This is a genomic window from Iodobacter fluviatilis, assembly GCF_004194535.1.
In the GTDB taxonomy this organism is placed as follows: domain Bacteria; phylum Pseudomonadota; class Gammaproteobacteria; order Burkholderiales; family Chitinibacteraceae; genus Iodobacter; species Iodobacter fluviatilis_A.
On record NZ_CP025781.1, the window covers coordinates 4,317,617 to 4,331,509 of the forward strand.

Here is a 13,893-nt window from a genome sequence, read left to right on the forward strand (position 1 = left end):
CGATAAGGGCTACGCCTAGCTCTTTATTCCCCACACATCGAGGTGCACGATGCGATTACTTTTTACAGGTTTTGCCCTTTTATTATCTGCCTGCAATAGCAACGATAGTTTAAATGAAAATATCCGCCCCTCTTGGCTAGGCAGCGTCAGCAAAACCAGTTTAGATGGCAATAGCAACGATTTACTCACCGCAGGCTTAGGTAAAAGTGGTTTGTCCCTTGCACTGCAAGCCTACGCCAATCCTAATCAGCCTACCGCTACCGAGCTACGCCGTGCGGCGATTTACAACAATTACCGCGCCTTGGTGGATATCAGTAGCAGCGGTGGTTATGGCAGGCTCTACGGCCCCAACATTGACATCAGCTGCAACGATACTTTGGGTGAGGGCAAGATTGCTGGGGATGAATACCTGGCTTACAGCGACGATGGCAGCGGCAAGCAAAATGTCACACTGATGGTGCAGATTCCCTCTAGCTTCAACAAAAGTACCCCTTGCGTAATTACCGCAACATCATCGGGCTCTAGAGGGGTTTATGGCGCAATCGCCGCCTCGGGTGAATGGGCGCTTAAACATGGCTGCGCTGTTGCTTACGCCGACAAAGGCTCTGGAATTGGCATCCATGATTTAAGCAGCGATACGGTGAATCAAATAGATGGCTTGCGCGTTAGCCGCAGCCTTAATAATGGCCATTTTAGCGCCGATCTTTCCCCCGCCGAATTAGTCGATTTTAATTCCCAATACCCCTATCGCCTCGCCTCTAAACACAGCCACTCGCAGCAAAACCCAGAAAAAGACTGGGGTAAAAACACGCTACGTGCGGTTGAATTTGCTTTTTGGTTGCTCAATGAAAAATACGGCAGTTTGCAAGGGGATACGCGGCTGGCTGATTTTGCCAACCCAGCCAGCGTTACGGTGATTGCCGCTAGCGCATCCAATGGCGGTGGAGCCGCTCTGGCCGCCGCCGAGCAAGATAGCAAAGGTTTAATCGATGGCGTGGCCGTGAGCGAGCCTCAAGTTCAGCCCTTTACTACGGGTAATTTAAATATTCGCCAAGGGGCGGCCACCATGCCCAGCATTGGTAAGCCGTTAATTGATTATTTTACGCTGGCCAATCTTTACCAGCCCTGCGCGGTGCAGTCGGCGCGCTTAAGTGGGGCAAATTCGGCCTTTGGCAGCGCGGTATCCGCCACACTGGGCAGCGCCCGCTGTGCCTCACTCGCGGCCAAAGGCTTAGTCAATGGCAGTACGCTTGAAGCACAGGCTAGCGATGCTTATAGCAAGCTCATTGCAGCGGGCTGGTTAGCCGAGGGAGATGCCTTACACGCCAGTCATTACGGCCTAAGCGCCACCCTTGGCGTGGCACTAACTTATATCAATGCGTATGGGCGTTTTTCAGTAAAAGACAATATTTGCGGTTATAGCTATGCATTTAGCAATGCCAGCGGCGACATTACCGCGCCCAATAGCGTGAGCTTGGCGGGTATCTTTGGCAACGGCAACGGCGTGCCGCCCACCGCGGGGATATCCATTATCAATAATTTATCGGTAGGTATTGCCAAGGCCGATGCGTTTTCTATTTCGGCCTCCACCAACACCGCTGATTACAATATCGATGGCGCAATTTGCCTGCGTAAGCTTGCCACAGGGCTTAATCCGCAAACCGGCGCGGCATTAACCGGCAATGAAAAACTGCTTGCTGATCGCGTAGCCAGCGGCCTGAAGGAAGTACAACTCAGCGCCAAGCTGCAAGGCAAGCCGGCAATTATTGTGGCAGGGCGCTCGGACACGCTGATCCCAGTAAACCATGCTGCCCGTGCTTATTACGCACTTAACCAAGCGAGCGAAGGCAGCGCCTCCAAGCTACGGTATATCGAAGTCACCAATGGCCAGCATTTTGATAGCTTCTTAGCACTAAGTGGTTTTCCAACGCGCTTTATCCCGCTGCATGTCTATGCTGGCCGTGTACTCGATGCGATGTGGGCTCACCTAACGACCGGCGCAGCACTGCCAGATAGCCAATTGGTTCGCACCACGCCACGTACAGTTGCCACGGATAACTTGAATATCAGCGCCCTGCCCGCCATTGCCAGCCCTGTAGCCACAGGCGATGCGATTCGCTTTAGTGGTACTACTCTTACCATTCCCCAATAAGCATGCAGCCCCCTGCCCACCTTACTTCAGGAGTTAAACATGCACGTTTTGCTTGGTAAAACAGCACTGATTACTGGCTCTACCAGCGGTATTGGCCTAGGCATTGCCCGCGCTTTGGCTGATGCCGGTGCAAATATTGTGTTAAATGGTTTTGGTGATGTGCTAGCCGCACGCCAGCACGTTGAACAAGCTGGGGGCAAGGTTCGTTACCATGGCGCAGATTTACGCTACCCCGAGCAAATTAGCGAGTTAATTAATTATGCCAATCATGAATTTGGCGGCGTTGATATCTTGGTAAATAACGCAGGGATTCAGCATTTAGCCAATATTGAAGATTTTTCTATTGAGCGCTGGAACAGCATTCTTGCGCTTAATTTGTCTGCAGGGTTTCATACCAGCCGCCTGGTTGTGCCCGCTATGCGTCAACAAAACTGGGGGCGAATCATCAATATTGTTTCTGTGCATGGTTTGGTGGCCTCTGCCAGTAAATCCGCTTATGTGGCGGCCAAGCATGGCATGATAGGGCTAACCAAATCTGTGGCTTTAGAGCTTGCCCAAACGGGGGTGACTTGCAATGCAATCTGCCCCGGCTGGGTGTTAACACCTTTAGTTGAGCAACAAATTGAAGCCAAGGCCAAACAACAAGGCATCAGCCATATCGAAGCCCAGGCACAGCTTTTACTAGAAAAACAACCTTCTGGGGTTTTTGTTACACCAGAGCAAATTGGCGCGCTTCTGCTGTTTTTATGCAGTGATGCCGCCCAAGAAGTACGCGGAGCCGCATGGAATATTGATGGCGGCTGGATTGCGCAATAAACCACCGATCACCCAGCAAAATACAATTAATTTTAAATAACGGAAAACAACATGCGACAACTCAGCCCTAAAATTACACCTTGGCTTAACCAGTTTAACCAACAAATGGCCGTATTAGAGGCCAATGGTTATAAGCCAACTTGCACCAATATTCGCGAGGGGCTGGCCTATTTAACGGCTGTTTTTGTAACTGACATTCCTAAAATAGCTTGGGTGCAAGACGATCTGGTTAAATCCACGGGCTACCCAGTGCCGGTGCGTATTTATCACCCTAGCCCTGATCATGCGCTGCCGGTCTTGGTCTATTTTCATGGTGGCGGGCATATGGCAGGCAGCATTACCGTTTACGATGCGATATGCCGCAAAATTGCTCAGGCCGCCAAGCATATTGTTATTTCTGTGGACTACCGCCTAGCCCCAGAGTGCCCTTATCCTGCCGCCGTAGAAGATGCTTATCATGTAGTTAAGAATATATGGCACGTATTAGACGATAGAAAGCTAAACTACCTGCCCCAGCTTTCTATTGGTGGTGATTCCGCAGGCGGGGCGCTTTCTGCTACCGTGGCTAACAAATTACAATTTGAGCCCAATACTCCCTTGCATGCTCAAGTACTGATTTACCCAAGCCTTGATTACACTCTGAGTTCGGCTTCTGTAGTTGAAAACGGCGTGGGCAACTTGTTAAGCACAAAAAAAGTGACTTGGTACTTTAATCATTATTTCCAACATCAAGAAGACAGAAAAACAGCATCCCCGCTCTTTGCAGAATTTAGCAACAAACTCCCACCCACCTTAGTCATCAGCGCCGAATTTTGCCCGCTAAGAGATGAGGGGATTGATTATTTGGCTAAGCTTAAAAAAGTGGGCGTTGCCACCGATCATTTACACTTCAGTGATTTACCCCATACGTTTCTCAATTTAGAAAACCTAGTCAAAGAAGAGTGTCAGCGAACCTATCAAAGCATTGGGGCTTGGCTTAATCTAAATAAATCTATCTAGCAGCCTGTCGGACTTAAGCGATCGTAGCGAGGGAAAGACCGGTTTGAAACAGATTTCGCGGGTTTTGAGGCGAATAGCTGGCTATTCAACGAGAAAATGCGTGAAATATCGCCAAATCCGGCTTTTCTGCAGTAGATCAGTCTTAAGTCCGACAGCCTGCTAGGCATATATACAAGAAGCCCAATATTTCATTTAAGCATTGGACTTCTCGGTTTAAGCGCATAAAAAAACCGCTAACGATGCACTGTTAGCGGTTAATAGAAAAATTCAATTAAATTGCAAATCAATCATACTGATTTGGCCCAAACAATTAATTTGGCACGATTAACGATTAATAGTTGATCACCGGCCGATGCTTTCATGAGCAGCGCCTTGTTTTCAACAGGAATAGTAATAACTGCGCCTTCTAGATTTTTAATGCTGATATTACCGGCATTAAGATTCACGCTCAAGATGTCGTTATAAACAGTGCGGGTTTTTAAAATACCAGCGCCATCCACAGTAACATCCTTGCCCTGAGCCTCAACCATTCTACGAATCCCTGCACCGCCCTTTTGTAAAACTAAAGCAGTGGATTTAGCAGAGGCAATCCCCACTTTGTCGTTAACCTTAACTTGGTCAAAGTGAGTGATTTTTGGACTGACGTGCTCAAACTTCAGTACCTGACCATCTGGCAAGCTTAATTGAATTGTGCGCTGATCAATATCAATCGCATCCACTTTAGCCTCTAGGACTGATTGTTCAGAAACGCCAACCAACACCTCATCATCTGCGATCTCGCCAGCCAAAGCAGCTTGCCCAATTAACAAACCTGAAGTAATTAACAGCGTGCTAAATAGTTTATTACGCATTTCAATTCCTTTATTGGAAAGATCTAAAAAAACCAATATAGACCTTTTTATTGATACATATTAGCCAAACAACATTAATACCATAATCATGTCCAAATAAACCACCCCATTTACCACAGAGATTAATTCTGGCGCAGCAAATTTGATTTCGCTTTGTGCAATTTACTTACACGAAACCCGCCCGCCTGCTAGACTTGCAGCCATAGCTTGAATCGACAGGAAAAAGTGATGAGTTTGCGTGTTCTTACCGGCATTACCACCTCGGGTACACCCCATCTTGGCAATTATGTAGGGGCGATTCGCCCAGCCATTGTCGCCAGCCAAAGCCCAGATAGCGATTGCTTCTTTTTTATGGCGGATTACCACGCCCTTATCAAATGCGATGATCCGGCTAGAATCGAGCGCTCGCGCCTAGAGATTGCCGCTACTTGGCTGGCTGCGGGGCTTGATCCAGAACGCGTTACTTTTTATCGCCAAAGCGATGTGCCTGAAGTGACTGAACTGAATTGGCTACTGACTTGCGTAACGGCTAAAGGCCAGATGAACCGCGCCCACGCTTACAAAGCTAGCACGGACATCAACGAGGCAGCGGGCGAAGATGCTGACGCAGGCATTACCATGGGCCTGTTTTGCTACCCAATTTTAATGGCTGCAGATATCCTGCTATTTAACCCACATAAAGTACCGGTAGGGCGCGACCAAATTCAGCATATTGAAATGACCCGCGATGTAGCAGCGCGCTTTAATCACCTATTTGGCCAAGGCAGCGATTTATTTGTCCTGCCTGAAGCGCATATCGAAGAGCACGTTGCTACTCTACCCGGCCTAGATGGCCGCAAAATGAGCAAAAGCTACGACAATACCATTCCTCTGTTTGAAGGTGGAGCAAAGGCGCTTAAAGACGCCATTGCTAAAATTGTGACCAATAGCTTGCTACCTGGCGAGCCAAAAGACCCTGATAATTCGCACTTAGTCACCCTCTTTGAGGCGTTTGCCAGCAGCGAAGAGACCGCCCAATTTAAAACTGAATTACGTGCAGGCCTTGGCTGGGGCGATGCAAAAAAACGTCTTTTAGATTTACTCGAACGCGATATTGCCCCAATGCGCAAGCGCTATGAAGCGCTTATCGCGCACCCAGAGCAAATTGAAGCGCTACTACAAACAGGGGCCGCAAAAGCGCGCGCCACCGCAGCACCTTTACTGAAAAAAGTACGTGAGTCCCTTGGACTGCGCCCGATGCAAGCCCTGGCCGCACCTGCCGCCAAGACTGAAAAGAAAGCGGCATTGCCCTTGTTTAAGCAGTTCCGCTTAGACGATGGGCTGTTTTACTTTAACTTTAGCGCCAGCGATGGCCGTGTTTTATTACAAAGCCAAGGCTTTAGCCAAGGCCGTGAAGCCGGCTTATGGATTGCAAAACTTAAGAACGAAGGCGTGGCAGCACTAGAAAGCAACACGCCGATCGCCCTAGGCGAAGGTGTTGCTTTAAGCGATGTTGCTGATGCATTAATGGTTTTGTTGGCTGATTAAAGTACGTTTTGCTTGGTGGTTTACCCCGCTACAGCGCGGGGTAAACCGTAAATTGATGGCCACCTGAGTTACACATGACTGTAAAACTCGTCACCCCCAACGAAGCACTCTTACCTAGTTATATAGCTGCTCTTGAGCGTAACTGGACGCCAAGCAATGACTCTGCGCCTACAGGGGCAAGGCAACTTCTAGATAGTATTTTGCGTAATCCTGCTGCTTTTTTAACCTCTCTATCTAACCCTGAAGGTAAAGGTAGGCCGGTTGTACTAGAGGATGGAACAGCAGTCCCCCGCCTGCCTTCCTGTCGGTACTGGATCTCTGACGGGGAATATGCAGGGGAAATCAATCTTCGCTGGCAACTTGGCACCTCAGAGCTCCCCGCTTATTGCTTAGGGCACATCGGCTACGCAGTCGTGCCATGGAAACGTAGCGCGGGCTACGCCAGTCTAGCAATACGCCAATTACTACCCATTGCGCATCAGCTTGATCTTAAGTGGCTCGACATTTCAATGGAAGCCAACAATATTGCATCACGCCGATCTGCAGAAAAAGCCGGCGCGATGTTCATCAAAGAATTTAACGCTGGAGCAGAGTACGGCAATGTAGATGCTTTGCTTTATCAACTCCTCGTTAGTTAATTTTGCTTTGCAATGCTGAAGTCCAGTAACGCATAAAAACCACCTTCTTGCCGTAAAAACCCTGAAATATCGTAGTAGGGGCCTGCTTGCGCACAGTGTTGAATTAGGAGCCCTAAGATACAAAACAAAACGCCCCAAAAGCATAAACATAGGTTCAGCTTTTGGGGCGTTGTTTATTGCAGTTAAGGCGAGTTAATCTTCAAATGAAATCTGCGTAGCAATTAATACGCCATTTGTAAGCGTGCCTTTTACCATAACTAGACGGCCATTTCCTACATTTGCCGTTTTGCCGCTTTTGATTTCGGCTTTGCTGGCATTCACTTTTTGCCCTGCCACTTTAAAATCACTGGCCGACACTAAGTCACTAATTGGGCCTTTTATCTCTAAAACATTCGCGGTGGTGGCTCGTCCTTTTACCTCTATTTTTTGAGCGCTTATTTTATCGCCGCTCTTCAGGGCAGTCACTTCAACCGCCACGCCATTCGCCACGCTGCCTAACGCCCCACCATCTATAGGCGTAGTTGCACTCCACAACACAATAACGCCATTGAGCTTGAACTGCGTTGCCGTTACGCCACTTAATACACCCGCTAACTTAATCGGTGGTGCAATTTTAGGCGCAAGCTTCACTTCCTTAACGATCAGCACATCAGCCAGCATCTCACCACGCACCAACACCTTGCTGCCATTTACAAAATCAACCTTACTGGCAACCACATCCGAGCCTTGTGTGCCGTATTCGGTTTTATCATTGATTTGCAGCGTCAGCTTTATGCCGCTCAAAGTAAATTTACCGGTTTTAGCATCCAGATCTTTCACTTCACCCGTAATCGTTCTTACCCCTAAGCTTGCCGTTTGGCTGGCATTGCTGGGTGCACTGGCGTTAGGTGGTGTCGTTACAACGGGTGGCGTGTCGATTTTTAGCGTTTTAGCTAAAACAGTGCCGTTGGCCACGCTACCCTGCACTTTCACTAGCACACCATTGGCTAAGTTATCTGCAGCTCCGCCATCAAAAGTGGCCGCGCTTGCATCAACCAATGCGCCTCGTACCTTAAAACTAGCTAAGGAAACAAAATCGGTGACTAAGCCGCTTAGCTCAACCTTGGCATCCCCGCTGTCTTTAACAAACTTCACATTGGCTGCCACCAGTTTATCGGTCTGCCAAACGCCCCCTACTCGGACGGGTTTACCATTGGCTAAATCGGTCACTACGCCGCTTTCAAATTTAGATTTACTTGCATCGACGATCACCTCGCCTAATTTAAAGCTCAGTGTTTTGCTATCTAAGCTGGCAATTAAGCCGCCAATTTGCATTTTCAGCCCATCACCGGCTTGCGGTTTTTTTACTTTTAATGCTTTAGCACTCATGACGCTGGCGGCACTAATGGCTTGGTCACTCCAAGCGGCAATTAACTGCCCGTTTTCTAACACCACGCCATCTGGGCGCAATTTTGCGTTAGTGAAGTCAATTTTTAAGCCGCTAACTGATAGAGTTTTAGCCGCATTATCAAGCTGGCTCACCACCCCTACCACGCGCACCATCACGGTACTGCTAGGGTCTTTGCGCTCAATACGCGTGGCCACAATCACCCCAGCAGCATCTCGGCTACCATGCACTTCAACCACATCGCCCACTAGCAAATCAACCAGCACCGATGCGCCTTCAAATACGGTGGGCGCTGCGGCATCCGTAGACACACGAATAGTTTGACCTGCCAATTTAAAACCAATACCCACCTGTAATTCTGTAATTTTGCCGTAAACCTCTGGCAAAGCGGTCAACGTTTTGATTTTGTCATCACTGCCTTGGTCAGACTCCACCTTCATGCCCAACTTGATATCATTGCTGGTGCCCGTACTGATGGCGGAAGGATCTTGCTCCACCTTAAAGCTGGCATTGCTATCGTCTAAGGTATTACCATCAACAATCACGCTACCAAAGCCCGTTACCGTACCTTGGGCGTAAGCACCGCCACTCGGAGCTGGGGTTGGCACTGCGGTGGGAATACTTGTCGGCGTAACGGCTGCGGATGTAGATGGCGTTGAACTACTACTGCCTCCTCCACAAGCGTACAAACCAAGACTAACGGCAACTGCAATAAGACAAAGCTTTAAGCGCTGATCCACGGTCCACCCCCTCATAAGTTTCGCATCAGTTTGATGTGATTATAGGATTGTGGTGGGCTTCCAACGCTGACAAGAAGACTTACTCATGATTTAGCGATAAACGGGCGAGTTATGCTATTTGGAGGGAGGGGCACGGCAGGCCGTGCCCCTCTATACATCACTTAATCATTATCGTTTGTAAGGTGTGGCTTCTTTAGCTATCGCCCTCCCAAAGCCTTAAACGCTTGAGCCGATACCGCAAGGCGGGCGCGGCGGGTTTCGATCAGGGCTTGGCTGGCAGTGTAAAACTCACGCTGCGCATCCAGCACATCTAAATAGCTGGATAAACCAGAGGCATAACGCGCTTCGGCAAGTTTTAAACGCTGACCTTGACGATCTGCCAGCTTTTGCTGGGCGGCAAGCTGCTCTACCAACCATCCTTGATCAGACAGCACATCAGCCACGTCTTTAAATGCCATTTGAATGGTTTTTTCGTATTCCGCCACGGCTATTACCTTACGTGCCGCAGCAACATCTGCCCCTGCACTTAAGCGTCCGCCATCAAAAATCGGCAGGCTGATTTGTGGTAGAAAGCTCCAAGCGCGGTTGCCACCAGCGAACAAATCGCTCAATTCATCGCTCATCACCCCCGCACTACCCATTAGGGTGACTTTAGGAAAGAATGCAGCACGGGCAGCACCGATATTGGCATTGGCCGCGACCAACTTTTGCTCTGCGGCCCGCACATCAGGGCGATCAAGCAGCACCGCCGAGCTTAAGCCGCTAGGCAATGCAAACACCTCAGCATTTAAGTTTACAGCGGGCAAGATCACCGTTTCACCCACTAGCAAGGTGAGTGCATTTTGCGCGTTAACGGCTTGACGGCTTAAGGCCGCTTTATCGCTTAAGGCGCTGTCTTGTGCAGCTTCTGCTTGCAAGAGATCTAAACGATTAGCCACGCCAACATCCACACGGCGTTTCACCACGCGGGCACTTTCCTGACGCGCGGCAGCCGTTTGCTCGGCTAAGCGGCTGCGCGCATTTAAGGCTTGCGCAAGGTAATAACTATTTGCCACATCAGCAATCAGCGCGCTGCGTACGGATTGCTGTGCTTCTTCGCTGGCTAAGTAATTGGCTTTGGCGGCCTCGCTTAAACGCCGCACCCGCCCCCAAAAATCCACCTCATAAGAGAGTAAAGCCAAATTAGCTTCATAACGGCGGCTGATATCTAAATCTGGATTGCTACGGCTGGTGTTGCCTGAGCCATTAGCACTCACTGATGGCAGCAAATCCGCCTTCTGAATGCCGTACAGCGCGCGTGCTTCTTCAATTCTGGCCGTGGCAATTTTTAGATCACGGTTATTGGCTAACGCTTTATCTATCACCGGCTTTAACGCAGGGTCTAGAAAATAGCTATTCCACTCTGGCGTGTTGAGATCTTGCGGCTGGCTACCTACGGCACTGGCCACAGGCGCCGCAGGGCGGACGTAATCCGGCCCCATGGCGCATGCGCCCAATGCCAAGCTCATCGCAAGCAGCATTGTCTTAGACATGAATTGTTTTTTCATACATTTATTACCTATGGGTTCGCTTCATCGTTCGAAGGGCGAATCAAGCACCCTTCGAATACTGACAAATCTAATTAACGATGGTCATCCGCGATTTCATCCGTGCGTACCACGATTTTTTCTGGGAAGAAGCGACGCACTACCACAAAGAACACCGGCACTAAGAACACGGCAAACACCGTAGCGGTAATCATCCCCCCCATCACCCCAGTACCAATAGCACGGCGGCTGGCGGCCCCTGCGCCGGTACTTAGCGCCAGCGGCAATACACCGGCAATAAAGGCGAACGAGGTCATCAGAATAGGGCGAAAGCGTAAGCGGCAGGCTTCCAGCGTGGCATCAACGGCACTCATACCTTGGCGTTGCAAATCACGGGCGAATTCAATAATCAGAATCGCGTTCTTTGCCGACAAACCAATAATGGCGATCAGCCCCACCTTAAAGTACACATCGTCCGGCAAGCCGCGCAAGGTCATGGCGGCCACCGCACCAAAGATACCCAGCGGCACCACCCACAACACTGCAAACGGAATCGACCAGCTTTCATACAGCGCTGCAAGGCATAAGAAAACGATCAGAATCGACAAGCCAAACAAGAATGGCGCTTGCGAGCCAGACAGGCGCTCTTCAAACGAAGTACCCGACCATTCAAAGCCCACACCTGCGGGCAATTGCTTGGCCATCGCCTCCATGGCATCCATCGCCTCACCCGAGCTTTTGCCCGGAGCTGGGCCGCCAGAAATCTTAAACGCAGGCAAGCCGTTGTAGCGATCAAGCGCAGAAGCGCCAGCCTGCCATTTAGCCACGGCAATTTCTGATAGCGGCACTAAATTACCCGCACGCGTTTTGAGCTGTAGCTTGAGTAAATCATCAGGCGAAAGGCGGCTTTCTGGCGAAGCCTGCATCAGCACACGCAAAATACGGCCTTCCCGCACAAAGTCATTCACATAGGCCGAGCCAAGTGAGATGGACAACGTGTTGTTTAGCTCAGTCATATCAATACCCAGCTGGCTGGCTTTTACTTTATTTACATCGAGTAAAAGCTGCTGACCCGGTTCTTGACCATCTGGGCGAACCCCAGCCAAGGCTTTATTTTGTGCAGCCATGCCAAGCAACATATTGCGTGCTTCATAGAGGCGATCACGGCCTAAACCGGCACGATCTTGCAGGCGAAAATCGAACCCTCCCACCGAGGCCAATTCAGGAATCGGCGGCACATTGGTTGCAAATGCGAACGCTTGCTTAATGCGGAACAACATCATATTGGCGCGTTGCACCACCGCCGCAACCTGATCATCCGGCTTAGGACGATCTTTCCAGTCTTTTAAGGTAACAAACGCCAGTGCCGCATTTTGGCCTCGGCCAAAGAAGCTAAAACCGACAATTGCAATCACGCGATCTACTTCTGGCTGCTTCACAAAGTGTGCTTCAACCTGCTCAACGATTTCCAGCGTACGCTCACGCGTCGCGCCTGCAGGCAATTGCACCACGCTAATAAAGTAACCTTGGTCTTCATCAGGCAAGAAAGACGTAGGCAAGCGCGACATCAACCAGCCGGTAGAGGCCAAAATCAAAGCAAAAAACAGCAAGGACAAACCAGTCTTACGAATGCATGTGGCCACCCAGCCCTGATAGCGTAAAGTTAATGCAGCAAACTTACGGTTAAACCAACCCAAAAAGCCCTTAGTGCCATGATGCTCGCCTTTTTTCAAAGGTTTAAGGAAGGTGGCGCACAGCGCAGGCGTTAAGGTTAAAGCCATCAGCGCCGAGAAGAACATCGTCAGCACCAAGGTGACTGAGAACTGGCGGTAAATCGCCCCTACCGCACCAGAAAAAAACGCCATCGGCACAAACACGGCGGTCAGCACCAGGGTAATAGCGATAATCGGGCCAATAATCTGCCCCATCGCTTTTTGCGTGGCTTCGCGCGGCGCAAGGCCCTCTTCAGACATAATCCGTTCGACGTTTTCGATCACCACAATGGCATCGTCAACCAAGATACCAATCGCCAGCACCATAGCAAACATAGTCAGCACATTGATGGAGTAACCAAATAGCTGTAAGCCAACCAAAGCACCCAACAGCGCAATCGGCACCACAATGGTTGGAATCAGCGTGGCGCGGATATTACCCAAGAACAGGTACATCACAATAAACACCAAGCCAATCGCCTCAACTAACGTGGTCAATACTTCCTTGATCGATACATCGACAAACTTAGAAGTATCGTAAGGCACTTCAACGGCAATGCCCTTAGGGAAGAACTTAGACAACTCGTCTAGCTTGGCTTTTACTGCCTTGGCTGTTTCGAGCGCATTGCCATCAGGGGAGAGCTTAATCCCGATCGCCGCAATGCTCTTACCATTTAAACGCGCCAACACGCTGTAATCGGATGCGCCCAGCTCAACCTTGGCCACATCTTTTAAACGTAACTGCGAGCCGTTTTTGCCATCGCGCAGCACGATATTGCCAAACTGCTCAACCGTTAAGTAGCGGCCTTGCGTCACCACTGTTGCAGTAAATTGCTGGCCCGCAGGCGCTGGCAACTGGCCGATTTCCCCCGTCGCCAGTTGCACGTTTTGCGCGCGCACGGCAGCCAACGCTTCAGCCGCAGACAGTTTAAAACCAGCCAACTTAGCCGGATCCAGCCAGATACGCATGGCGTATTCAGAGCCGAACAACATCGCCTCGCCCACACCCGGCACACGGCGAATGGAATCGATTACGCTGGAATTAACATAACTACCCAGCGCCACATTGTCGTAGCTACCATCTGGCGACAAGAGCGTCACAAACATCAGATAGTTGCTACGTGATTTAACCACCTGCACGCCTTGTTGGCGTACTTCGCTAGGCAAACGTGCTTCAACCCGTTTTACCCGGTTTTGCGCTTCGACCGAGGCGATATCTAAATCTGTACCCGGCTTAAACGTCAGCGTAATCGCCATATTGCCGGCGCTATCACTGTTGGAGCTCATGTACTGCATGTTCTCCAAACCGTTCATTTCCTGCTCAATCAGCGCAGTAACCGTTTCCTCCATCACCTGCGCACTTGCGCCGGGATAAGTGGCGTTAATCGTTAAAGCGGGCGGAGCCACTTCGGGATATTGAGAGATAGGCAAGCTTTTAAAAGCCAGCAAACCTGCCAAAACAATAATAATGGCGATCACCCAAGCAAAGACGGGGCGATCGATAAAAAATCGAGCAAACATAAACTCTCCTAATGCGCTAGTGAT

The 13,893-nt window shown here is 49.9% G+C and carries 9 protein-coding genes; 5 read left to right on the forward strand and 4 right to left on the reverse strand.

Translation table 11 applies throughout. The features are described 5' to 3' along the window. Window positions 1-49 precede the first annotated feature (49 nt). The 3 genes from C1H71_RS19190 to C1H71_RS19200 are packed head-to-tail and all read left to right on the forward strand — an operon-like array spanning window position 50 to window position 3,967. A complete protein-coding gene (locus C1H71_RS19190) occupies window positions 50-2,152 on the forward strand; it encodes a 3-hydroxybutyrate oligomer hydrolase family protein (RefSeq protein ID WP_130108002.1) in 2,103 nt (700 codons plus the stop codon). 39 nt (window positions 2,153-2,191) lie between these two features. Then, window positions 2,192-2,968: a 3-hydroxybutyrate dehydrogenase gene (locus C1H71_RS19195; RefSeq protein WP_130108003.1), complete on the forward strand. Its 777-nt coding sequence runs from the start codon at window positions 2,192-2,194 to the stop codon at window positions 2,966-2,968. 51 nt (window positions 2,969-3,019) lie between these two features. Then, window positions 3,020-3,967, forward strand: coding sequence for an alpha/beta hydrolase (locus C1H71_RS19200; protein ID WP_130108004.1), 948 nt, complete (start codon window positions 3,020-3,022; stop codon window positions 3,965-3,967). A 287-nt stretch (window positions 3,968-4,254) separates the two neighbouring features. Here the strand turns inward: C1H71_RS19200 and C1H71_RS19205 are convergent, their stop codons facing one another. After that, complete coding sequence (locus tag C1H71_RS19205; RefSeq protein ID WP_130108005.1) at window positions 4,255-4,818, reverse strand: hypothetical protein; 564 nt, start codon at window positions 4,816-4,818, stop codon at window positions 4,255-4,257. Window positions 4,819-5,043: 225 nt separating this feature from the next. Here C1H71_RS19205 and C1H71_RS19210 point away from each other — a divergent pair, with 225 nt between their 5' ends. After that, window positions 5,044-6,345: a tryptophan--tRNA ligase gene (locus C1H71_RS19210; protein ID WP_223146094.1), complete on the forward strand. Its 1,302-nt coding sequence runs from the start codon at window positions 5,044-5,046 to the stop codon at window positions 6,343-6,345. 74 nt (window positions 6,346-6,419) lie between these two features. After that, the gene (locus C1H71_RS19215; protein ID WP_130108007.1) at window positions 6,420-6,983 is read left to right on the forward strand and encodes a GNAT family N-acetyltransferase; all 564 of its coding nucleotides are present in this window, start codon (window positions 6,420-6,422) and stop codon (window positions 6,981-6,983) included. 192 nt (window positions 6,984-7,175) lie between these two features. On the opposite strand, the gene C1H71_RS19220 is transcribed toward C1H71_RS19215, so the two are convergent. The 3 genes from C1H71_RS19220 to C1H71_RS19230 all read right to left on the reverse strand — a co-directional run bounded on the left by C1H71_RS19220 (window position 7,176) and on the right by C1H71_RS19230 (window position 13,869). Continuing rightward, entirely contained in the window at window positions 7,176-9,110 is a 1,935-nt protein-coding gene (locus C1H71_RS19220) for a DUF5666 domain-containing protein (RefSeq protein WP_130108008.1), read from the reverse strand. Window positions 9,111-9,307: 197 nt separating this feature from the next. Then, a complete protein-coding gene (locus tag C1H71_RS19225) occupies window positions 9,308-10,657 on the reverse strand; it encodes an efflux transporter outer membrane subunit (RefSeq protein WP_130108009.1) in 1,350 nt (449 codons plus the stop codon). Window positions 10,658-10,731: 74 nt separating this feature from the next. Then, the gene (locus C1H71_RS19230) at window positions 10,732-13,869 is read right to left on the reverse strand and encodes an efflux RND transporter permease subunit (protein ID WP_130108010.1); all 3,138 of its coding nucleotides are present in this window, start codon (window positions 13,867-13,869) and stop codon (window positions 10,732-10,734) included. Between the last annotated feature and the right edge of the window lie 24 nt (window positions 13,870-13,893).